The organism is Limnothrix redekei LRLZ20PSL1 (genome assembly GCF_043235035.1).
Taxonomy (GTDB): domain Bacteria; phylum Cyanobacteriota; class Cyanobacteriia; order CACIAM-69d; family CACIAM-69d; genus CACIAM-69d.
Window position 1 is genome coordinate 93,226 of record NZ_JAZAQF010000042.1, and the last position, 22,643, is coordinate 115,868.

The following is a 22,643-nucleotide window of genomic DNA, read 5'->3' on the forward strand; positions in this document are numbered from 1 at the left end:
AGCATTCTTCGGGGTCTGAGATCGCCATGAAACGACCCCTGACCCGAAACCAAGAGCGTGTTTTGCAGGTGCTGCAAACCATTGAAGGCGAAATTTCCGCCCAAGCGCTCTACATCAAACTGCGCGATGTGGGGCAAGGCATGGGGCTAGCCACGGTTTATCGGGCTCTGGAAACCCTGAAGCTGAATGGGGCGGTGCAGGTACGGATGCTGGGCAGTGGTGAATCGCTCTACAGCTTTATCAAAAAAGATCGCCACCACTTAAACTGTATCCAATGTGGGCGATCGCAACCGATTCATGAATGTCCCGTGCAGGATTTGACCCAGCGATTGAGTATGGAGCACCGGTTTCGGGTGTTTTATCACACGTTGGAGTTTTACGGCTTGTGCGATCGCTGTAGTGCGCGGGAGGAGGGAACGGGCGATCGGGGTCATGGCGATCCGGCCCATGGCGATCGCACCAATCACCAAGAGAATCACCCAGAAGGTCACCCAGAAAGTCACCCAGAACCAAACTTGCCCCAGGTGGATTGTGCCTGCCATCCCACTTCCTTGGCAGACCCATCTAGCCCGATGCACCTCAGTGCTTTGGGCGATCGCTTCGATCTGGGGGCCGGTCAAGGGGGGGTCTGAACGGATGTCTGAAAAGGACTTTTTGGCACAGGTCAAGCACTCATCGTCGTTGGGGCAAGGGGCTGAAGACCCTTGTTTTCGTGGATCGATCGGGCAAGTTGCAGGTCAGTAGACCTCTTTCACAAAAACCCCTTTCCTCCAGATCGGCCGAGCAACGATCATTTTGTAGGTTGGGTTGAGGCACGAAACCCAACAACAGCAAGGTTCGTAGTGATCAAGTTGGGTTTCGCAAAGCTCAACCCAACCTACCGGAGAACCAAGCATTTGAGCGTTTTGTCAGTCAATCAGTAATCTCAGTCAATCAGTAATCTTGGAAAGGGATTTAGGATCAGAGTCGTGATTGATGCAAGAGGTCTAGTTTTGGTCGTGGAGACAGCTTCTCGGGTCTAGATGCTCGGAATTAATTTGATGCATTTTGGTCTAGGAAGGCCGTCAGCTCTCCGGCATTGGGCAGGGCGGATTGGGCCCCCGATCGGGTGGTTGTGAGCGCGCCCGCCGCCGCCGCCCGTCGCACGGCCACCGAGAGGGGTTGCCCCGCCACCAACGCCGCCGCCAGCGCTCCATTAAACCCATCACCCGCCGCCACAGAGTCGATTGCCCTGACCGGGAAGGCCGGTTGCCAAAAACAATCAGTCGGCCCAGCCACCCAAGCCCCTTGCTCGCCCAGGGTCACAATGACCCCCTTGGCTCCCAACTCCTGGAGCCTGGTGGCCGCGCGGGCCGCATCCTCGGGGGTTTGCACCGGGAAGCCCACCAGTTGGGCCGCTTCCGTGGCGTTGGGAGTGATCCAATCGATCGCGGCCCAAAGTTCCGGGGGGAGGTGCTCGGGAGCCGGGGCCGGATCCAAAAGAACGATCGCCCCGGCCGCTTGACCCGCTTGGGCCGCAGCCACCACGGCTGCCAAGGGCACTTCCAGTTGCAATAACAGGGCGATCGGGCGCGGCGCACTGCCCAAGGAGCGCTGGAGGCGATCGACCTCAGCACCGCCCACCGCCTGGTTAGCCCCGGGCAGCACGATAATTTGGTTTTGGCCCAGGCCATCCACCGCAATCCAGGCCTGGCCCGTGGGAGCCAAGGAGTCGATTGCCACCCGGCTGACATCAACCCCACTGGTTTGCAGATCTTGCAACAGGATTTCCCCGATCGCGTCTTCACCCACGCGGCCAATCAGAGCCGTGGCCACCCCCAACTTGGCCGCCGCAACGGCCTGATTCGCCCCTTTGCCGCCGCTGGCCTCCCCGATCGCCCCAGCCAAGACCGTTTCTCCCGGTTGTGGCAACTTGGCCACCGCCACCGTGCGATCGGCGTTGATGCTCCCCAAAACCCAAACCTGTGCCATAACCTGCCCCCCGATCGATAACAGGAAACTCCCGTGGGCGAATTCCCCTGATTTGGGGCCAGTTTACGGCTGGACTCGGGTTCCATACACATCCAACTCAACCGGCCCCGCCACGACTCCAATGCCCATTGCTGTCCAAGCCGCTTGCATGGCTTCACCCACGGCCGCCGCCTTGTCTCGGTGGGCCAAGGCCAGCAGGGTTGGCCCCGCTCCGCTAATCACCAACTCATAGGCTCCCGCCTCGATCGCCGCCTGCCGTACCGCCTCAAAGCCGGGAATCAGGGTCATGCGATAGGGTTGGTGAATCCGATCCTGCATGGCGGTGGTCAGCCAATCGCCGCGCCCTTCGTTGATGCCCCGCAACAACAATCCCAAGTGAGCCGCATTGAAAATGGCATCGGCCCGGGAATAGCTGGGGGGCAACACGCTGCGAGCCGCTTCGGTGGATAGCTCAAAGTTGGGAACTGCGATCACCGGTTGAATCGAGGAATGCCAAGGCACTTCGCATTGGGTCCAAATCCCTTCGCGATCGGCCGCTAAGCGACAGCCCCCCAACAGGGCCGGCACGATGTTATCAGGATGGCCTTCCGTTTCGATCGCCAGGGCCAACACCTGGGCCGGCGACAGCGCACCCCCTAACAAATAGTTTGCTCCGGCAATGCCCGCCGCGATCGCCGTGGCCGAGCTGCCCAATCCTCGGGCCAAGGGCACACCCAAGCCAATCTCAATCCGCACCGGATAGGGCGTTTCCTGCGCCAGTTCAAACACCTTGGCATAGGAGCGGTAAACCAGGTTGGTTTCATCCCGCGAGACGCGATCCGCCTCCGTGCCGTTGGGAATAATTTCTAAGCCCGACTCAATTCGGGTGAAGCGAAATTCGTTGTACAACGCCAACGAAGCCCCCAAGCAGTCGAAGCCGGGGCCCAAGTTGGCGGTGGTGGCAGGAACGGTGACGGTAACGGCGTTCAAGGAGGTCATGGCTAAAGAATGGCAATCGGCGGGCGGCGATCGCGGCTGCGGTCGATCGCGCCCAGAGCCACTACACTTTACCGCCGGTTTAGCCACAGGGCCCGCAGCCCCGCCGCTGTGGCCCCTTGGTAGTCATCCTCCAAGCTGTCGCCAATGTGCCAAGCGGCCGCCGGTTCACAGCCATGCTGGGCCAGGGCCGCAACAAACACGGCGCGATCGGGCTTGGCGGCTCCCACCTCCGTCGAGAGGGTGAAACTCTTGAAATAGCGCGTCAAGTCCAACACATCCAACACGCGATAAAGCCGCGTATCAAAATTTGAGAGAATTCCCAGCTCAATGCCCAGCCGCTGCCACTTGGCTAAGGTGTCATGCACTTCTGGATACACATACCAAGGGGCCGCCGTGGCAAAGCGATCGTAAAGCGCTGCGAAATAGTCCGCGAAATCCGGAATTTCGGAAAATAATTCCGCTTGCGTAAACGTTTGTTCTGCCAGACTTTCCCACCATTGATATTCCAGGTAGGGTAATTGATCGCGATCAACCCCTGGAAAAACACAAGGATCTGCCGCCTTAAAGCAATCGTAAAAGGCTTGATTCAAGGCTTGATCATCGAGTTGCAACCCAAAGAGTTGATTCGCCATTTGGGCATATTGCTGACCCACACTTTCCGCCACGCCAAATAGCGTTCCCACGGCATCGAGAAAAATCACTTGAGGATAGTTTTTTTGATTCATGAGCTGCACAATATTTTGGATGAATTCTCATTCTAAATTGTTCGATTGAGTATTATTTAATTGAGTGTTGTTTGATTAAATATTGTTTGATTGAGTATTGTTCGATTGGACGCTGTTCGATCGCGCCGCTGGCACAAAAACATTCAGTTGAGCGGGCAGCACTCGAAATTCAGCGGGCGTGGTGGTTGATAGTTCCCCATCAGTGTTGATGGACTTGGGGCGACTGGTAATGATTTTTAGGGATGTGGCCTCGATCGTCCGCACATTCACACAATCATTGAGACGACCGGCGTGCATTGCAGGCAAAAGCGGCAACATTTGCCACCAATGGGCAATTTCCAGGCTGTATAAATCTAACCGTTGATCATCAATGGAAGCATCCCAAGCCACGCTTAAGCCGCCACCATAATAGCGACCATTGCCCACCGCAATTTGCACCGTTTTGACCGTCAGCAGTTCACCATTCACTTCAATTTTTGCGGTAAAAGGACGCGATTTCCAAAGGGCTTGGATTGCAGTGATCGCGTAGGCAAACACACCCCATCGCTTTTTGATTTCACCGCTCAATTGGCGAGTGATGCTGACACTTAACCCCAGGCTGGCCACATTGAAAAAATAGCGATCGTTCACTTGCCCCACATCGATCGCCTTGGTTACCCCTTGGGCCACCACTGCGCAGGCCTGTTTCAAGTCTGCCGGAATTGCCAACGTGCGCGCCAGGTCGTTGGCGGTTCCCAGGGGCAAAATGCCGAGGGGCAACCGGGTTTCGATCAAGGCTGGCAGGGCCGCATTCAGGGTTCCGTCACCGCCGCCAATAATCACACAATCGATCCGGCTGGCATATTGCCGAATCAGATCGCGAAAATCGCTCGATCGCTTGGTGCTGCGGAAAATTAGCTCGAACCCCATTTCATCCAAAATGGCGATCGCCCGGCCGAGCAGTTGCCGCCCTCGGCGCGATTTGGAATTCACTAGCAGCAAGGCCCGCTGAGGAGCAACGGAGTCCATAATGCACCCGCGATCTAAAAAGGAAAACGGTTTCTAACGGTTTCTATTGTGCCATTGCCGCCCCCACTGTTTGGACAGGGCGATCGCGATGGGGCATTCTTTGTGAAGCAAGGGCCGCTAAACTCCTAGGCTAAAACTGGAGAATCGATCGATTCACATCCCTTGCGCGATCGCGCCCAGCAACTCCATGGAACCTAACCCGATTACGGCCAACAATGTGCCCGCCCAGCGTGGCCAAACCATCTATCCATCACCCTATGACGCGGTGGTTAAGGGTCGATTAAAGCGAAAATTGGGCGATTACTTTCAATTGTCAAACTTTGGGGTGAATTTAACCGAACTTGCGCCCGGTTCCGCGTCGGCTCTTGCCCATTGTCACTCCAAACAAGATGAATTTATTTTTGTTTTGGCGGGAACGCTCACTCTCATTGTGGGCGATCGGGAATTTGAGTTGCATGCCGGTGATTGCTACGGCTTCAAGGCGGGAACTGGCATTGCCCATCAACTGATCAATCGATCGCCTGAAGATGCGGTTTATTTGGAAGTGGGCGATCGCACGGCGGGCGATGAAGTGACTTATCCGAACGATGATTTAAAAGCTTGTCAACAAGTAGATGGCTCTTGGGCTATCTATCATCGAGATGGTCAACCCTATTGAGATCCCCTAAAATTTCAGGCGATCGACTCAATGAGGAAAAACTCAATGCTGACTCAATCCCAGGCCCAGGAATTTGCGCAAGAGTGGGTGGCGGCTTGGAATAGCCACGACCTCGATCGCATTTTGAGCCACTACGAGGAAGATGTGGTGTTGATTTCCCCGATCGCGGCTCGGCTCTTGGGTGACCCGACGGGAAGGGTACAAGGAAAAGCTGCCCTTCGTCGCTATTTCCAAAAGGGGTTGGAAGTCTATCCCAATCTCAAGTTTGAGCTGTTGGATGTGATGTGGGGTATTGAAAGTTTGGTGCTTTACTACATCAATCAACAGGGCACGCAGTCGGGTGAGTTGATGAAACTCAACAGCACGGGCAAGGTCTCCCAGGTGATCGCTCACTATAATAGTTAGGGAGTCCTGTTAGATCGGTCAGCCGCAGGCATGATCGATCTAACAAGATCCATCAAATCATTGATTTTCATTACAGATCATGACTTCAGATAATAGCTCAAAAGGTGCTAACGCTCATATTGAAGAATATTTGGATTATTATTGCAACCTTTCTAATCCTAAGTTTGCCGTGTTATTGAAGGGTTCATGGGGTTCAGGAAAAACATGGCTAATCAAAAAATTTATGAAGGATTTTCAAGCCAGAAAAGATTCTGGCCTCTCGAAGAGTCCTTGGAAAGCAGTAAAAATGTGGTTAGCCGGAAACGTTCTGCGGCATTTTAAGCTTAAAAAAACTTCTAATTTATCATCAAGAAATACTTATTTTTTATATGTCAGTCTATATGGAATGCAGACATTAGAGGAAATTGAGCGCGAGTTTTTAAGGCAGTTGCATCCTGTACTGGGATCGCATGAAGTAGAGTTCTTAGCTAAATCTATTAGCACAGTTATACCATTGCATCTGAATTCATTTTTAGATAACCTCAGGGTAAAGTCAGGGTTGACACTGAAAAATCTTCCTGGATATCTCAAAAATGTGGGTCAAAGAATCTTAGTCTTTGATGATCTAGAGCGTTGTCATGTGAACATAAATTATGTTCTGGGTTACGTCAATAGTTTCGTTGAGCATAAGTCTGCCAGGGTTATCATAATAGCAAATGAAGAAGAATTGCATCAAAGCTATGGCGATGAAAGTCAGAATCAAGAACGCAAGCATCAATATAAATGTATAAAAGAAAAAATCATTGGACAAACTCTTGAAGTCAAATTTAGTTTTCAAGAAACCATTGAATCCTTAATGAGAGATTTATGTAAATATGAACTAATAAAAAATGAAGAAATAGAATTTTTCATCAAAAGCCAAAGTGAAACTATCGAAATAATATATCAACATGCAGAGTACAAAAATATTCGTACTTTGAGAAAAATCATATTGGACTTTAATCGTATTTGGGTATCTTTGCCAGCCAATGTCATTCAAAAAGAAGAAGCCATTCAAGAAATTTTTAAATTATTAATAATATTTTCAATTGAAATTTCTCTGGGAAATATAGATTTTATAGACCTTGCTAAAATTTGCGATCAATATGAAAAATTTCACATGCAGAAAAGAATGTCATCAGGTTCACATGAACCAAAGACAAAAATTCATAAACTAATTAAAAAATATAATTTTCTTCATCAAACTCTCTCTTATGGAAATAATCTATTTCCAATTGATAGTTGGTGGGTAGAATTCCTTGGCAAGAGCACTCTTAATCAAGAATATCTTAATGACTCGATAAAAAGGAGTCGGTACTTTAGAGATGAGACAACTCCTGCTTGGTTAAAACTTTACTCCTATCAGGAACTTCAAGATTATGAATTTTCTCAAATTCTACAAGAAGTAGAAGATCAGTTTTTGGAACAAAAAATTCATGATCTCGGCGAAGCTATCTATATCTTTGGAGTAATTCTAGAGCTGTCTAATCATAATTTAACAGATATATCATTACAAGATCTTCAAAATTCCATGATCAGTTTTATAGATAAATCTAGAGAGAATGGATGCTTCTTAGATTTTGCAAGATGTTTTACGAGTGGAGATTTTGAACGACTCGGCTTGAGTATTCGAGGAAAGAGCCATGATGGGTTTAGAGAAATTGATGAATACATCACTCAGTGCAAAAAAAAAGATGAAGAGATTTTCTTCAAAAAGAGTGCTGAAGAACTTTTAGAAATGATGATTTCGCAAAACAACGAATTTCACTCGCAGCTCATTGCATTTATTAAAACAATAGAAAATCCTTCATCAACAGCTTATCGCAGTGTTCCTATTTTAAAATATATAGATACACAAGAATTTACAATTGCTTTTGTATCCCTACCTCCATTGGAACAATCAAAAGTTCTTAATACAATTATTAAAAGACACGACAATGACCGACATTCAGAACTTTTGCGTGAAGAGTATGAATGGATAGAGAAAGTTATAACATCTCTCAAGAACGAACAAGAGAAGAGACAAAAAGACAGGCTTTTGAGTGGCTTATTACTTTCTGAAGTGATCGAGAATTTTGAAAAAAATATTGAAATATTAATTTCTTTTCAGCAAGGAAAGCCGAGCCTATAGGCAATGAATTTCTTGGAAGGTAGCAGCTTGCCCGTAGGGTTGACCCGCTTCATCGACTAGGTTCCAAATCAGCCCATCGAGGATCCGAAATCGACGACCCGTTTTGGAAATTCGCACCCCTTGATAGTTGCTGATATAGCCCCGATCGGCTGCTTCTGCTAACATTTTGGCTCGCTCTTCGCGGGCGATCGGCTCGGCACTCAACCGAGATGGTAATTGCACAAACTCATCCCAACTGAATTCCCACAACTCGATCGCCCGTTGGTTGGCATAGTTAAAAATCGGGTCGGCTTCCGTGCCGTGGGACACCACCACAAAAGGCGCGTGAAAAATCTGACGTGATCGCTCGATCGGGTCGAGATCCGCCGGTAAATCCCCCAGCGATCGCCCCACCACCTGCTGGAAACTGACCCAGAGGCGATCGACATGGCGCACCACCGCCGGATCCTGCCAAATTTCGATCACCCGATCGCTCACGAGGCATCTCCCAAACTGGATTGGCAGTGGGGGCAGGTGTCGAGATCGCGATCGACCGGCCGACCACAGGCACGGCACATCTGATACGTCCCCGGTTGCAAACCATGTTGCAGTGCCACCCGCTCATCAAACACAAAGCATTCGCCCTGCCAGGCACTTTCCGCCGGGTCAACGGTGGCTAAGTAATTGAGAATGCCGCCCTCTAGTTGATAAACCTGCTCGAATCCTTGGGCCAACAGGTAAGCGGAAGCCTTCTCGCAGCGGATGCCGCCCGTGCAGAACATGGCCACCTTGCGATCGCGCTGGGGATCCAGCAACCGTTCCACCGCGTCGGGAAATTCCGTGAAGGTCTGGGTTTCCGGGTCGATCGCCCTCTGAAACGAACCGATCGCCACTTCAAATTGGTTGCGCGTGTCGATCAGCTTCACCTCCGGATCGGCGATCAGCGCGTTCCATTCGGTCGGGGCCACGCGGGTTCCCGTCCGCTCCGTGGGGGCCACCGGTTGGTTGAAGGTGACAATTTCCCGCTTCAGTTTGATTTTTAGCCGCTGGAAGGGCATAGCCGGGGCGATCGACTCGCGCGCGCTCAAATCCGTGAGGGCCGGGTGCGATCGCAGGGCCACCAACATCTGGTCGATCGCCTCGCGAGTACCCGCGATCGTGCCGTTAATTCCCTCTTGGGCCAGCAGCAACGTGCCACGAATTCCCAAGGCTCCGGCGCGATCGAGCCACTGCGATCGCCAATCGGCCCAATCATCCACCGCCACAAACTGATAGAGCGCGGCCACCACCACCGTCATCTTCTCTCTCCGTTAGGAATCCAGGATCTTAGGAATCCAAAATCAAGGTCACTGGGCCATCGTTGTCGATTTGGACTTGCATCATTGCGCCAAACCGGCCGGTTTCCACGCGCAATCCACTGGCCCGCAGCAATTCCACAAAGCGATCGTACAGGGCCTCGGCCCGATCGGGCGCGGCGGAGCGATCAAAACTGGGTCGCCGCCCCTTGCGCCCATCGCCATAGAGCGTGAACTGACTGATCACCAGCAGTTCGCCGCCAATCTCAGTGACCGACAAATCAAACCGAGGATTCGCCGCCGCTGGATCGGGAAACAGCCGTAAATCCAGACATTTACGCGCCATCCACTGCAACTCCGCCTCCGTATCGGTCGCGGCGATCGCCACCAACAGGTTCAACCCCCGGCCAATTTGCCCGACGGTTTCCCCCCCGATCGCCACACGAGAAGCCGTCACCCGCTGAATTACAACCCGCATTGTGCCCACATCTCAAAACTGATAAGCCTGGCATCGAAAACTTATGAAAATCAAAAATTTATGAAAATCAAAGTTCCAGAGCTGCAATGACTCGTCCCAACAGTGAAACCATAAACCCTCGAAACGTCAATTCAGGCTCTGGCTGATCATAGATTTTTGATTCTGTTCCCATTTAAGGAGCAGTTAAAAAGCAAGCAGAATCATACAATCGAGAGCGGATTAGCTTGATGAGTAGTTGCTGATATCGAGTGACATAAGAAGCACCTTGAAATTCCTCAAAGACTGAAAAATGAGGCTCCTTGATTGAAACTTGTCGATGAGCAGCTTCAGCATCTTCAAGCAAAAGAAAATAGCCTAACCAGGGACGTGGTGAAGGATAGAATGCTCCTTTTTCGTAGGCATTCCATAGATCAGTTGCACTACCCAACGCTTCTTCAGTTCGGTTGTTAAAATTATTCCCAAAAGACCCAACCTGGGATTTAAATTCAATTGCAGCAACTAACCGATGATTGATAATCACTAATAAGTCCCAACTTTTTTCCGCACGAAACCACCCTGGCAGCTCTGTATCTTGTTTCCAGTAAATGCAACTCTCCTCAACGCCAGCCGTGATTAAGAGGCTAGCAACTAATTCACGAAAATCATCAAGATGCTTTCCTGAACGAACTGCTTGAGCAGACTCAGAGCGTATTTGCCAAAACCGTTGAACAGCAGCAGCCAGCCTAGTATCCAGATCTTGGAGTACATTTTGCATTTCAGTTATTTTTAAACACTAAGATTTTAGTGATTAGCGATCAGAATGCAGCATCACCGTAGTTTTGCTGAACAGGCTCGTTAGTTCCTGGGCTAAACGGTCATAGGATTGTTTTAGGTATGTGGGGTCAATTTCATAGCCAATGCTATTGCGTCCACACTGAGCAGCCGCGAGGGATGTTGTTCCTGTGCCAGAAAAAGGTCAAGCACCACATCACCCACAAACGAGAACATTTTAATTAATCTTGTGGCTAATTCTAGGGGATAAGGAGCAGGATGATGACGTGTTGATGCACCTGGAATATCACTCCAGATTTGTTGAAACCAAGTGCGGTGATCTGTTTCTGGAATAATACTCAATAATTTAGTTGTTAAGTTCACTTTTCGATATCCCCCTGGCTTACGCTGCATCAAAATAAATTCAATATCGTTTTTGATAATTCCGTTGGGTTCATAGGGTTTACCCATAAAAATCGTGCCATTTCCCTTTGATTCTAGGGAAGCGTTGGCGATTTTGTGCCAAATAATGGAAGAAAGATTGTCGAAGCCAATTGTTCTGCAACTTTCTTGAATGGAAGCATGAAGAGGGAATACGGAATGGCGGCCGTTATTTTTCCGTCGAGATAAGCAAACATCACCCACAACGCAAATTAATCGACCACCGGGAGCGAGTAGTTGAAAGCACTGCTCCCAAACTAAATTGAGTTCATGAATAAATTGATCATAATCGTCAATTTCTCCCATCTGTCCTTGAATTGAGTTGTAAGACTTTAGGTTCCAATAGGGCGGCGAAGTCAGAATGAGATGGACACTTTCGGGTGGAAGATTCAGGCTTGTTCGGGCATCAGCCAGATGAAGATGATGTTCACTAGGCCAATCAGCAACCTGCTCTTGGATGAGCTGCATGAGCCGAGTGTCTTTCGCAATTCTGGGAATTGCAGTCTGAATATTACTCAAATCGCCAAGGGCTGATAGCAAGGTGCTAGTTAGTTTTGGCTGCTCTTCCAAGGCATTGAAAGGGCTGGTGACCGGAGCGGAGATCATGTTAGTACCTAACTCAAATCCAGCAAGTCGAAAAAGGACTCGTCTAGGTCGTAGCCCAGCATTTGCGCCATGCCCTGAAGCCGCGATCGCGTGCCAATTCCTTGGGTTTTCAGCCAGTTGGCTAATACAAAAATCTTGCCCATCACGAATAGTTCCAAGGCTTCGGGATTGAACTGAATTCCGTCGGTGGGATGGAATTGGTGGGGAACCAGCATGGCCGCATAGCGACCGAGTTCGCCTGCTTTCCAGTCCAAAACAAAGGGTAACCAAGGATAAACCGCGTCTGCCCGCAGAAACCAAAGCCGCACTTCGGGAATTTCCGACAGCTCGCGGGGGTCGGTGGGGTCGCGGGGCAGGTCAATGGTGAGTTGCACTTGTTGTTCGGCGGCGGCAATGCCACTGGCCAAGAGCGGCTCGATCGCCCGTTGGATGGGGCTGAGGTCTAGGTTTTGGAGATGATCCGCTGCGATCGAAATGGTGATTGTCATGCCATCTTGCTCTCGGTGCAAATTCTGAGGGCTACATCACAGCAAGTGGTGCGGGTTTGAGGCCCGGCCATGGTGCAATTTGCCTTTCGTTAGTGTCGCGCGGGGGTGGGCCCTTTTGGCAAACCGGGGCTACAGGACTGCTAATCGTTGGCCCAATGGCAGCTAATGGCCCATGGGATTGGGGGCGAACTCGCGTCAGAGCAGGATCGAGAACCCATGAGCACCCCCTGAATTTGAGCGCTCCTTAAATTTGAGCCTTGAATTTGAGCCTTGAATTTGAGCCTTGAATTTGAGTATTTCTTTGAGCCTCTTTTGGAGCCTCTCTCTGAGCGCCGCTTGGCGCGACAATTGGCAAGCGATTTGGGTTGGGGCGATCGCGCTCCCCACAAGCGGTCAAAGTTTTGATACGCTTTGTTTAGAAAATTGGTAAATCTTGGCCATTTTTGTGCTGTCTTAGTGGTCATCAACGATGCCTATGGGGATGGGGCCCAAAACCCAGTCACCATCAGCGATCGACAGCGTTTCACCGGCAAATTCCCTCGGCAAAACTCTTCGGTGAGTCTTCTGGAAATGAAAGCTTTCGATGAGTTGCCCCGGTGAGCTTTTCGCGGTGGAAATTCCCGATGTCCAAGGTTTATCGCCGCTTCATTGCTCCATTTGTTTGGCTCCAATTGGGAGACACCATCCATGCCCTTTAAGTCTTTTGCCCCGGCTTCGAGTCAGCCGCGCGCCATGTCGCAGCGCTGGGTGCGTCGCGGGTTGGCAGCCTTGGCCGCGCTGAGTTGCAGTCTGGCAGTTGTGCCGGCGGTGGTGGCGCAGGAGTTGCCTGGATTCACGCTCTTTGGTGGCCCCCGTCGCGAAAGTCAACTGAGTTTCCGGCTCGATCGGGGTCGTGAAAGCTCCTGGGATCGCTACCGGTTGCGGATTCCGGCTCAGAACCTGGCGATCGCCCAAATCGCGATCGACTATCCCGACTATTACAAGGGACGTTTCGACACCGATCGCATTGATGTGCGGTACAAGAACGGTGGCGAGAAGGTTGAGCTAGATCGGGTGGTTTGGAATCCGGAAAACTACACGATCGAGATTTATCCTAAGGAACCGATTCCCTCGGGTAAGCAGCTTGAGGTGGTGCTCAGCAATGTGCGCAACCCGGACATGGGCGGGATGTATTACTTCAACTGCCGGATTTTGACCCCCGGTGACACGCCCTTGCTGCGCTATATCGGTACCTGGCTGATTCAAATTACCTAACGTTCAGCTCCGGTATGGTTCTGGGGAGCCGAGCGCCCCGCCCTTGCCAGCCATTTTGAATCCGAAGCGGGCGCGAGTCTGTTTCGGATTTCGCTTTCTGGCTCCCCTGATGTCTTGATGTCGATATGGGCTGGCATTCAGTTCGCAAGGGGCTTGTGCTCAAAACCCCTAGAAACCCGGAAGCCAAGAAACCTAGAACACCTGAAGCATCCGGATCACCTGGATTGCCTGGAAGCTCTGGAAAATCTGGAACATTTGGAACCAAACAACCGCAATGGAATTTAGCGTTATGGGACTTGGGGCCAATCATCAACAGAACCCACTGAAACGCCTGAAACAACGCCTGAAACAACGCCTGGGTTTAATATCTTTCGGCGGGCAAACGCAACCATCGCCACGGTCTCAACTGCAATCGTCGTCATGGCAACCGTCGTCATGGCAACGGGCGATCGGGACGATCGGGCTGGCGGTGTTGCTCTGGGCGATCGCCCTGGTCGGCCCAATTGCCCCCGCCGTTGCCCTGGTGGATGACAGCGCCACGGCCCAGCGCCCGGCGGAGGTGGCGGCTCCCCGCAGCAACAGTTTTGTGACGGCGGCCGTGAACCGGGTGGGCGCGGCCGTGGTACGCATCGACACGGAGCGCACCGTGACCCGGCGGGTTGACCCGTTTTTTAACGATCCGCTGTTTGAGCGCTTCTTTGGGGATGAGTTTTTTCGGCAAATGCCCCGAGAACAGCGCCAACGGATTGCGGGTCAAGGCTCCGGCTTCATTATTGAAGGTGACGGTCTGTTGTTGACCAATGCCCATGTGGTGAATCGGGCCGATCGCGTGACCGTGACCCTGAAGGATGGGCGGGAGTTTGATGGGCGCGTGCTGGGGGCCGATGAGGTCACCGATTTGGCGGTGGTGAAAATCAGCCCCGGCAATGAGCGGTTGCCAGTGGCTCCCCTGGGCGATTCGGATTTGGTGCAGGTGGGCGATTGGGCGATCGCGGTGGGGAACCCGTTGGGGCTGGACAACACGGTCACCCTGGGCATTGTCAGCACCCTGAAGCGATCGAGCGTGCAGGTGGGCATTCCTGACAAGCGCCTAGACTTCATCCAAACCGACGCGGCCATCAACCCCGGAAACTCCGGCGGCCCACTGCTGAACGATCGGGGCGAGGTGATTGGCATCAACACCGCCATCCGTGCCGACGCGATGGGGATTGGGTTCGCCATTCCCATCAACAAGGTGAAGAGCATTTTGCCCTTGCTGTCGAAGGGTCAGGCCGTGCCGCATCCGTTCCTGGGCATTCAGATGCGCACCTTGACTCCTGACTTGGCCCGCAAAAACAACAGCGACCCCAACGCCGCCATCATGCTGCCGGAAGTGTCGGGGGTGTTGGTGGTGAATGTGATTCCCGATTCGCCTGCGGCCCAGGGTGGCCTACGGCGGGGTGATGTGATTGTGCAAATTGATGGCACGGTGGTCACTAGCGCAGAACAGTTGCAGGGGCTGGTGGAACGCAGCCGCGTGGGTCAAGCCCTGGCCATGACTGTGCGACGGGGCGATCGGGGTGGCAATCAACAGCTCTCGGTGCGCACTGGGCAAATGCAGGATTTTGCGGACGATCGCTAGGATTCAACCCCGATCGTCGCCATCCACCTTCTGCGCCAATGGTGCGTCAATAAATGCGTCAATGTTGTGCCAATGGTACGCCAACGGTGCGCTAATTGATTGCTCGTTCCAATTCAAAAAACCAGCGCCAGGGGTCGATCGATCCCTGGCTTTTTGTCAAAGCCGATTTTTGATGAGCTGGCAGGCAATTGAACATCGCGTCAGTCTTCAGCAATTAGCACTAAAAAGTTGAGAGTGCTAACAGATTGCAGCCCGTAAAACGACATTTTTGTATCAATTGAGTCTTTTGTAACTTGAGACTTTTACAAGATTGTTGCATTCGCCAAGAAATTTCCAAAATTATTGCCAAGCTCAAAAGATTTGCGCTAATACATAAAGTCAAGAATCAATTCATAACCCCATTCACAGCTCAGAACGAATCCTTTTTCATTCAATTTCATTACTTTCACCGCCTGCAATCACGTTCTTAGTCTTTGAGACATGCTCTCGGAGAAGATTGTGCATTTATCTTGCAGAAGTACCCTTTGAAGTTTAATGCCCTTTGAAATTTGTGAGAGGTTGCCATGGATTACACATTTGAAATTGTGGGTGTATCTCCAGTGCTGCACTTTTTTCATGAGCAACAACAGCTAATTGAGCGATCGCCCGCTCCCCCTGTGGAATATATCGGTAGTTTTCAATGCACGCTGGATGCCACCTTGGAATCGATCGAACCGGTGCTTTGGCGGCATGACTGGTCTTGGAATGATATTTCCGCCACGGTGGTGGATTTTTGGATGCAAAATGCTGAGGCGATCGCCTTTTGGAAACATCGCCTCGCGGACGCGGGCCAGGGCAGTTTAATGGTGTCGCGGTTGGGCAATGCGGATGGATTGCGCCAGGAATTTGAGTCGCTGCTGAGTTAAGCCAACTGGAGCTAACTGGAGCCAAAGCCGGTCAGCTTGCGCCAAGGTTCCAAGGCAGCCTCGGGGCCTTGGCTAACCCCAGGCCTAAAGTCGAAAACCCGGTGGCAGTTGGGCCCCGCTCAACTTAGCCCCGTTCAGTTCCGCTAGGGTCAAATCTGCGCCGGTTAAGTCCGCATTGGTCAGGTCAGCGTTCCTGAGGTTGGCATAAAACAACACGGCGCGATCGAGCTTGGCCCCATGCAAAAACGCTTGGAATAGATTGGCATTGGTCAAATCAGCCCCGGAAAGGGTTGCACCAATCAGATTTGTCGCCTGAAACTTGGCCTCAAACAACCGGGCCCCCGACAGGTCAACCCCCTCCAAATTCGCCCCTGTGAAGTCAGCCCCCGACCAATCCGTATTCGCCAACTTCGCCTTCGATAAATTCACCCCCACCAACCGCGCTCCAATAAAGCTGTTGCCCGACAGGTCGGCTTCGCTGAGGTCGCAACCGCTGCACTCATTGGTACGTCGCAATCGCAGCAGATCATTTTCCGAGAAGGCTCGCACCGACAGGGCCAGGCTACTCAACCAAGCGCCCACAAGAGCAATGCCGATCGCGCAGTGAACCTTCAGCATGGGGGTGCAAAAAATGGGGCAGGGAAAAAATGGAACCGGAACTGAAGACAGGGGACAAGGCCAACAGCCCCAACAAACCGGGATGCCATCCCTACGATTATTGTAGGAGTTCAGTCCCGGAATCAATCAGGGGGCCCAGGTGCGAATCATTGGACTTACGGGCGGCATTGCCACGGGCAAAACCACAGTGTCAGACTATTTGGCAGAACGCTATGGATTACCGGTGCTGGATGCGGATCAGTTGGCGCGATCGGCCGTGGAACTGGGGTCGCCCCTTTTGCCAGCGATCGCCCAGCGGTTTGGTGCTGATGTGATTGGTGCTGATGGCTCGCTCGATCGGCCGCGTTTAGGCGAAATTGTGTTTCAGCAGCCGGCCGAGCGCCAATGGTTAGAAGCCCAAATTCACCCGATCGTGCGGGCCCATTTGTTGGCTGGAATTGCGGCTCATCAAGGGCGATCAAACAGCATTGTCTTAGCCATTCCCCTCCTATTGGAAGCCCAAATGACCGATTTAGTCACGGAAATTTGGGTGGTTAGTTGTGAGCCAGCCCAGCAATTGCACCGGTTAATGGCCCGAAATCATTTGACGGTTGATCAGGCCCAAGCTCGCATCAACAGCCAATGGCCACTGGCACAAAAAATGGCGCGGGCCGACGTGGTTTTGCACAACAAGGGAACTTTACCGGAGCTATTTCAGCAAGTAGATCACGCTTGGGAAAGTTGTTAAAAAGTTTCAGGTTTCAAGATTTAAAGTTCAAGTTTCAAGTTTCAAGTTCCAAGCTTCAAATTGGATCGTTAGGAAGTTCTAGAAATTTCATGCATAGTCCTGTGATTGCCACCGTTGATTCTCCGCGTCCTTTTGCCGAAGCCCTTGGTACTTGCCTAACAAAGCGCACCATTCGTGTGTTGCAAATCAACCTTGGCAAACGTTGCAACCTGGCTTGCACCCATTGCCATGTGGAAGCAGGACCAAAACGCACCGAAGCACTTAGTCCAGAAGTCTGTGAGCAATTAATTGCCATCGTTCAGCAATTTCCACAGATTCAAACGGTGGATTTAACGGGCGGCGCACCAGAAATGCACGACGGCTTTCGGGCTTTGGTACAAGCGGCGGCCGCTGCCAAAAAGGAAGTCATTGTTCGGTCAAATTTAACCATTTTCTTTGAGGATGGTTTTGAAGATTTGCCAGACCTTTTCCAGAACTATCATGTGCGGGTTGTGGCTTCGCTGCCTTGTTATTTGTCAGAAAATGTCGATCAACAACGGGGACGTGGTGTGTTTGATCGCTCCATTGCCGCCCTCAAACTCCTAAATCAGCGGGGCTATGGGCGAGATCCAAAACTGCAAATCGATTTGGTCTATAACCCACCGGTTCCCACAGGGGCTAATTTTTCACTGCCACCAGCCCAAGCGGGACTGGAAGTGGCCTATCGTCAGCGGCTAAAAGCTGATCACAACATTGATTTCAATCATTTGCTGACCATCACCAATCTCCCGATCGGGCGGACTAAATTAGCCCTGCAAGCTCGCCAACTGGAAGCCGATTATTGTCAGTTTTTGGCTCAAAATTTCAATGCCGACACCGTGGCAGGGTTGATGTGTCGTGATCAGCTATCGGTGGACTATCGAGGCTATCTTTACGATTGCGACTTTAACCAAATGGAGGAGATCCCAGCCCGATCGCCCGATGGTAAAATGCTGACCCTGGCAGATCTGTTGGCAGCCGGTTCCCTGGATTTAATCCAAACGGTTCAGACCGATCGCCACTGCTACGGATGCACGGCCGGCGCTGGTTCCAGTTGTGGCGGCGCGTTGCTTTAGGCAGCTCCCGTTGATTTCGATCGGTTGAGTTCATCCATTCAATTCAGCCAATTTAGTGCATTAGCAGCTAACCAATGATCTTGATGGCGTTGGTTTATTGATACGTTGGTCTATTGAATTGAATTCATTTGACTGATCGAATCAATTCAGTGATTGGCAATTCATCCTTTTTCTCTCTCTTTTCCATGGACATTCAATTTCGCGAGTTTGACCCCTTTAATGTTTGGATTTGGCTGGAGCTGGACACCGTTCCAGGGCGCATGGAGCAGCAATACATTGAAGAGGTGTTTGATTCCTGGTTTTTCTTAGGGAAATTGGGCGGATTCAATGCCGAAAACGCGCAGGTTCAAGAAGTGGGCTTGGACTTGAGCTATATGGAATATGACAGTGAAGTACTGGATCAATCGATGATGGCCCTGATGCACAACATGGGCGAAGTGGAGTTTGAAGGAACCCGCGCCCGTTGTTGGTTTGATTTGGGAACCAGTGATGCGATCGCCCTGGATGTGTTGATTAATGCCTTTGCTCAGCTCAGTCGAGAATTTTTGGAAATTCGCCGCATGAGCATCGGTGGCGAGGATGAAGATTGGCCGATTGATGAAAGCAAACGCCAATCCAGTTCGGATTTCAATTAATTTAGCTAATTCAGCTAATTCAGCAGCAAGCACTTAATCATTGCCAATCATTGTCCACTGTCATTGCCAGTCAATGGGCCACGAACTACTAAAATTGTGCCTTGAAATTGCTGGGCGATCGTGGCCGGCAAGTTGCCATGAATGACCTGTTTGAGTAGGCTTTCTCGGCTGGCTCCTAACACAATCACTTGGCTATCTAGGCTTTCGGCCAAGTGCAAAATGGTTTCAGCCACCTGATCCGCACAGAGAGCCAGCGCCGTGACTGAAGTGGGGCTGGTTTTGGTGAGGCGAGCGGTGGCCTGATCCAAAAGATCGGTCGTCCAGGGTTGCGCCGCCGATTCGCTGAAGTCTGGTTCCTCACTGGTGGCCACCTTGGGCACGACTTGGCAGAGGGTGACGGCGGCCGATCGGGTCAGACCCAACAGCGGCGGCAACAGGTTCAGGGCCCGCTCCACATTGGGCCCACCACTAATCGGCACTAACCAGCGATCGAGACTGAGCATGGCTTGCACCGCCTCTTGCTGACGGATTCGCGGCCGTTTGAATAGGTCTTCTCCCCATTTCACCAACATGATTTCGCAGGGGGCATCGTTTAACAGTCGGGCGATCGAGTCGCCAAAAACCGGCAATCCCGGCCGGGCGATCGCCCCTTGCCAACCCATAATCACCAAGTCGATTCGCCGCCGTTGAATCACTTCCAAAATGGCTTCGGCCGGATCCCGGGCCAAGCAAATTTGGCTATGGATGGGGATGTGCCATTGGCGGCCGGCGCGGGTTGCCCGTTCAAACAGTTTGCGCATGGGGGCCACCAGTGCCGGATCGATCGAGGTTTCCGCCGGGGACTGACCCAAAGGAACCAACATCACATGCAAGCATTCCACCTCCGCCTGTCGATCGCGCGCGATGGCCAGCGCCAACCGCAACAGCCCCAAGGCCGCCGCTGGATTGGCGATCGGCACCAAAATTCGTGATCGCCCCGTGTTGGGCCCCCGGGTTTTATAGATGGCATAGGCGGGCCGGCGCGGCTGCTGGGGATTAATTTCTCCCCCCAGTCGTTTGGACTCAACGCGCAACAGATCGCTACGCGTGACAATGCCCACCAGCCTTTGCCCTTCCAACACGGGCAGTCGTCCCAGTTTGTAGCGACTGAGCAAAAAGCGAATATCCGACAGCCGATCGTCAATTTGCACCGCGATCGGCTGGGGAGTCATGGCCGCCGTCACCCGATCGGTGGCGGCCAAATCCTCGGCATCCAAATCCGTGATGTCCGATTGGGTCAAAATGCCCACCAAATTTCCCCGATCGTCCACCACCGGAAAACCGCGATGGTGAGAATCGGCAAACCGTTGGCGGGCCGTTTCCAGGGTTTGGCTGGCCCGCAGGGTTTCCACCGGATGATTCATCACATCCTTGGCTGTTAAATCCGCTAGCAAATCCACATCGGGAATAGGTTCCGACTCCAACCCCTTGAGGGCCAGCAGTCGATCGTATAAAGAGCCAGAATCCAGGCGATCGGCCACTAAATAGGCCACCGTGGAACCAATGGTGAGCGGTAACACCAAGTTAAAATCCGCCGCCATTTCAAACACAATCGCGATCGCCGTGATTGGTACCCGCGACACCGCCGCAAAAAATGCCCCCATCCCGGCCAGAGCGTAGGTGGCGATCGAGGGGGCCCCCACGAGGGCCCCCACCACGCTGCCCAAGGCAGCTCCTAAAATCAGCGAAGGACCAAACAAGCCCCCCGGCGCACCGGAACCAAAGGCCACCAAAGTCAACAGGAAATGGGCCCCAAAGGCGATCGCCGCACCCTGCCAAGCCGTCCCCCCCAACACCAAATCTTCCCGCAGCCAGCTATAGTTCCAAAACGCCGCTGGCAACATCGCCATACCCAGGCCCGTAATTCCACCAGCCAGGGCCATCCGCTCCGGCAACCCCCATTGCAACCGGCGATAAAGACCCAAGCTGGCAATCACCCCCCGATTGAAATTGGCTCCCAACCAGCCGGCCAACAAACCCAACAACAGATAGGCCGGAATATCCCGTGCCGTAAATTCCGTGGCCACCCGCGATAGGTTCAAGCTCACGGGCAAAATATCACCGCCCAAGGACTGTGCCACCACCGCTCCCACAAAGGCCGCCAACAGAGCCGGCCCCAGGGTCAAACCCGATACATCATGCAGCAGCTCTTCCACCGCAAACAGCACACCCGCGATCGGGGCATTAAACCCAGCCGCCAAACCAGCAGCGGCCCCAGCGGCAATTGTTTGGCGACGATAGGCCGGCGAAGTGGGAATCCAGCGACTGAGTTGGGCCGCGATGGAAGCGCCCACATGCACCGTGGGCCCCTGACGACCCAGGGTTAACCCAGACCCCAAGGTGAGCGTGGTGGCCAATAATTTGACCCAGACGGCCCGCCAATCCAGCAGGATCGGCCCAAAGGCCAGCTTGGCCTTGACTTGCGGAATGCCACTGCCCCCAGCGTCCGGCGAAAAGCGCTGCACCAACCAACCAGCCAGCCAACAACCCACCACCCCCACCGCCGCCAACGCCAGGGCCGGCACGGGGCTACGGGTGGCGATCGCGATCCGCTGGGTTCCCACCCAAGCGGCCCCCCACTTCATCAACACAGCCGCCAACCCAGCAATTAGCCCGATCGTGCAAGACTCCAGCAGGGCCAAGGTCTTGGGACGCATGAATGGCCGTACCCACCGCAGGGGATGCCATTGCTCGCCAAAGGGGTTATAGCGGCGATACCAATCGTTTGCCACAAACGCGCTTCCTGAAAACGATCACGCAGCATGATCGCGCCGAACGATCCGATCAGTCAGGAGGCGAGTGCCAATGGCCTCACTGCCAGCCGACGATCATTTGAGGGCTATTCAAGTCCTACTGAATTGCTATTTCGCCCGATTGAAATTCAATGGGGATGTTTTTGAATCTTACCGATCAATCGGACAGATTTAGAGAATTGTGGACAAAATCTTTCTCCGAAGTCCCTTTTCTTACGGGGTTTCTTCTCCCGATCGGGCTTGGGCGGCCGGCAGGATACGCGGCAAAGATTGCTGAGGAAATGATTCTAAACTGCCAGGCTCCAGAGGAAGCGACCCAGTTCGTAATCCCAAGGCGACCGCGGCAGTTTCTACCCGATCGGGCCCCATTACTTGAATGAAGTGCAAAACATCCGCCACCTGGGCAATGAACTGGTTTACATCAATTCCACTGTAGTGATCGTCATATTTATTCAAGCGGCTCAGCCCTTCACCCAACAAAATAGCAGCCCCACGCCAATTCAAATTACCAAGGTGATGGAGCGCCACCGCCACTTGCAAAACCCCTTGATAAAACGTGCGCTCTGGCTCATTCGCCACCACCCATAATGCCTCGATCGTGTCGTGGCAAGCATAAAACTCCCCACGATTAAATTGCTCAATTCCTTGCCAAAACGGAGTGTTGGGTTGTGATTCCTCAATCATGGCGCTGGGTAATGGGTCAGGGATGAAAAGGCGCGATCGATCCACAGGGCGATCGTCATAGTCTCAGGATCGTTTTAGGCTGATCTTTGGATGCCGCAGGTGCGCCAGTCCCGCCAACGAGAATTGCACAAATTTTTTCCATTTAAAAGATAGTTCTTCAGAGCAGCACAGATCCAGTTCGGCCGCCCCAGTGCCACCCCTTGCTCATTCATGGCCACCATCCCACCATGAGCCGAGTAAGCATCGAACCTTGGGGTATGACCAGAGCGTGGTGACGAATATAAGCAACTAGTGATTGATCATGCTAGCCCCGTCAAGGGGCAGCAATTTCCAAGAGAACTATGTACAAATAATATTGCCCTGAAGCGTTAGGAGTATCATG

Annotated in this window: 22 protein-coding genes and 2 pseudogenes; 11 read left to right on the forward strand and 13 right to left on the reverse strand. The window is 52.3% G+C overall.

Going from position 1 to position 22,643, the window contains the following annotated elements; all coding sequences use genetic code 11:
* Positions 1 to 26: 26 nt before the first annotated feature.
* A pseudogene (locus VPK24_RS07190) lies at positions 27 to 398 on the forward strand (Fur family transcriptional regulator); the annotation flags it as partial.
* A gap of 634 nt (positions 399 to 1,032) precedes the next feature.
* On the opposite strand, the gene VPK24_RS07195 reads toward VPK24_RS07190, so the two are convergent.
* From VPK24_RS07195 to VPK24_RS07210, 4 genes are all read right to left on the reverse strand, one after another.
* Positions 1,033 to 1,971: a ribokinase gene (locus VPK24_RS07195; protein WP_393011709.1), complete on the reverse strand. Its 939-nt coding sequence runs from the start codon at positions 1,969 to 1,971 to the stop codon at positions 1,033 to 1,035.
* 63 nt (positions 1,972 to 2,034) lie between these two features.
* On the reverse strand, positions 2,035 to 2,949 hold the full coding sequence (gene thrB / locus VPK24_RS07200; RefSeq protein WP_393011782.1) for a homoserine kinase: 915 nt from the start codon (positions 2,947 to 2,949) through the stop codon (positions 2,035 to 2,037).
* 68 nt (positions 2,950 to 3,017) lie between these two features.
* Complete coding sequence (locus VPK24_RS07205; protein ID WP_393011711.1) at positions 3,018 to 3,674, reverse strand: HAD-IA family hydrolase; 657 nt, start codon at positions 3,672 to 3,674, stop codon at positions 3,018 to 3,020.
* 75 nt (positions 3,675 to 3,749) lie between these two features.
* Complete coding sequence (locus VPK24_RS07210) at positions 3,750 to 4,682, reverse strand: lipid kinase (protein WP_393011713.1); 933 nt, start codon at positions 4,680 to 4,682, stop codon at positions 3,750 to 3,752.
* Between the two features lie 187 nt (positions 4,683 to 4,869).
* On the opposite strand from VPK24_RS07210, the gene VPK24_RS07215 reads away from it, so the two are divergent.
* From VPK24_RS07215 to VPK24_RS07225, 3 genes are all read left to right on the forward strand, one after another.
* Complete coding sequence (locus VPK24_RS07215; RefSeq protein ID WP_393011715.1) at positions 4,870 to 5,340, forward strand: cupin domain-containing protein; 471 nt, start codon at positions 4,870 to 4,872, stop codon at positions 5,338 to 5,340.
* 45 nt (positions 5,341 to 5,385) lie between these two features.
* A complete protein-coding gene (locus VPK24_RS07220) occupies positions 5,386 to 5,745 on the forward strand; it encodes a nuclear transport factor 2 family protein (RefSeq protein ID WP_393011717.1) in 360 nt (119 codons plus the stop codon).
* A 79-nt stretch (positions 5,746 to 5,824) separates the two neighbouring features.
* Entirely contained in the window at positions 5,825 to 7,894 is a 2,070-nt protein-coding gene (locus VPK24_RS07225) for a P-loop NTPase fold protein (protein WP_393011719.1), read from the forward strand.
* On the opposite strand, the gene VPK24_RS07230 is transcribed toward VPK24_RS07225, so the two are convergent.
* The 6 genes and pseudogenes from VPK24_RS07230 to VPK24_RS07255 form a co-directional block, all read right to left on the reverse strand.
* The gene (locus tag VPK24_RS07230; protein ID WP_393011721.1) at positions 7,889 to 8,371 is read right to left on the reverse strand and encodes an MEKHLA domain-containing protein; all 483 of its coding nucleotides are present in this window, start codon (positions 8,369 to 8,371) and stop codon (positions 7,889 to 7,891) included. The two genes, VPK24_RS07225 and VPK24_RS07230, sit on opposite strands and share 6 nt — an antisense overlap.
* On the reverse strand, positions 8,368 to 9,171 hold the full coding sequence (gene trhO / locus VPK24_RS07235) for an oxygen-dependent tRNA uridine(34) hydroxylase TrhO (protein ID WP_393011723.1): 804 nt from the start codon (positions 9,169 to 9,171) through the stop codon (positions 8,368 to 8,370). The genes VPK24_RS07230 and trhO overlap by 4 nt, the downstream gene beginning before the upstream one ends.
* Before the next feature lie 28 nt (positions 9,172 to 9,199).
* Entirely contained in the window at positions 9,200 to 9,646 is a 447-nt protein-coding gene (dtd, locus tag VPK24_RS07240; protein WP_393011725.1) for a D-aminoacyl-tRNA deacylase, read from the reverse strand.
* A gap of 172 nt (positions 9,647 to 9,818) precedes the next feature.
* Positions 9,819 to 10,400 (reverse strand): PaeR7I family type II restriction endonuclease, encoded by a 582-nt coding sequence (locus VPK24_RS07245; RefSeq protein ID WP_393011727.1) that lies wholly within the window; start codon positions 10,398 to 10,400, stop codon positions 9,819 to 9,821.
* A 33-nt stretch (positions 10,401 to 10,433) separates the two neighbouring features.
* Positions 10,434 to 11,443 (reverse strand): annotated as a pseudogene (locus VPK24_RS07250) (DNA-methyltransferase).
* Positions 11,444 to 11,451: 8 nt separating this feature from the next.
* Complete coding sequence (locus VPK24_RS07255; RefSeq protein WP_393011729.1) at positions 11,452 to 11,931, reverse strand: CRR6 family NdhI maturation factor; 480 nt, start codon at positions 11,929 to 11,931, stop codon at positions 11,452 to 11,454.
* A 289-nt stretch (positions 11,932 to 12,220) separates the two neighbouring features.
* On the opposite strand from VPK24_RS07255, the gene VPK24_RS07260 reads away from it, so the two are divergent.
* The 4 genes from VPK24_RS07260 to VPK24_RS07275 all read left to right on the forward strand — a co-directional run bounded on the left by VPK24_RS07260 (position 12,221) and on the right by VPK24_RS07275 (position 15,711).
* Positions 12,221 to 12,361, forward strand: coding sequence for a hypothetical protein (locus VPK24_RS07260; protein WP_393011731.1), 141 nt, complete (start codon positions 12,221 to 12,223; stop codon positions 12,359 to 12,361).
* A 257-nt stretch (positions 12,362 to 12,618) separates the two neighbouring features.
* Complete coding sequence (locus tag VPK24_RS07265; protein ID WP_393011733.1) at positions 12,619 to 13,185, forward strand: DUF2808 domain-containing protein; 567 nt, start codon at positions 12,619 to 12,621, stop codon at positions 13,183 to 13,185.
* 274 nt (positions 13,186 to 13,459) lie between these two features.
* Positions 13,460 to 14,806, forward strand: a complete 1,347-nt coding sequence (locus VPK24_RS07270; protein ID WP_393011735.1) for an HhoA/HhoB/HtrA family serine endopeptidase — start codon at positions 13,460 to 13,462, stop codon at positions 14,804 to 14,806.
* 563 nt (positions 14,807 to 15,369) lie between these two features.
* Entirely contained in the window at positions 15,370 to 15,711 is a 342-nt protein-coding gene (locus VPK24_RS07275) for a hypothetical protein (RefSeq protein WP_190534448.1), read from the forward strand.
* Positions 15,712 to 15,795: 84 nt separating this feature from the next.
* On the opposite strand, the gene VPK24_RS07280 is transcribed toward VPK24_RS07275, so the two are convergent.
* Positions 15,796 to 16,329: a pentapeptide repeat-containing protein gene (locus tag VPK24_RS07280; RefSeq protein WP_393011738.1), complete on the reverse strand. Its 534-nt coding sequence runs from the start codon at positions 16,327 to 16,329 to the stop codon at positions 15,796 to 15,798.
* A gap of 139 nt (positions 16,330 to 16,468) precedes the next feature.
* Here VPK24_RS07280 and coaE point away from each other — a divergent pair, with 139 nt between their 5' ends.
* The 3 genes from coaE to VPK24_RS07295 all read left to right on the forward strand — a co-directional run bounded on the left by coaE (position 16,469) and on the right by VPK24_RS07295 (position 18,785).
* On the forward strand, positions 16,469 to 17,056 hold the full coding sequence (coaE, locus tag VPK24_RS07285) for a dephospho-CoA kinase (RefSeq protein ID WP_393011740.1): 588 nt from the start codon (positions 16,469 to 16,471) through the stop codon (positions 17,054 to 17,056).
* An 89-nt stretch (positions 17,057 to 17,145) separates the two neighbouring features.
* On the forward strand, positions 17,146 to 18,150 hold the full coding sequence (gene arsS / locus VPK24_RS07290) for an arsenosugar biosynthesis radical SAM (seleno)protein ArsS (RefSeq protein ID WP_393011742.1): 1,005 nt from the start codon (positions 17,146 to 17,148) through the stop codon (positions 18,148 to 18,150).
* A gap of 185 nt (positions 18,151 to 18,335) precedes the next feature.
* On the forward strand, positions 18,336 to 18,785 hold the full coding sequence (locus tag VPK24_RS07295) for a DUF3531 family protein (RefSeq protein WP_393011744.1): 450 nt from the start codon (positions 18,336 to 18,338) through the stop codon (positions 18,783 to 18,785).
* A 47-nt stretch (positions 18,786 to 18,832) separates the two neighbouring features.
* Here the strand turns inward: VPK24_RS07295 and VPK24_RS07300 are convergent, their stop codons facing one another.
* Positions 18,833 to 21,556, reverse strand: coding sequence for a chloride channel protein (locus tag VPK24_RS07300; RefSeq protein ID WP_393011746.1), 2,724 nt, complete (start codon positions 21,554 to 21,556; stop codon positions 18,833 to 18,835).
* Positions 21,557 to 21,790: 234 nt separating this feature from the next.
* The gene (locus tag VPK24_RS07305; protein WP_393011748.1) at positions 21,791 to 22,261 is read right to left on the reverse strand and encodes a DUF309 domain-containing protein; all 471 of its coding nucleotides are present in this window, start codon (positions 22,259 to 22,261) and stop codon (positions 21,791 to 21,793) included.
* Positions 22,262 to 22,643 lie beyond the last annotated feature (382 nt).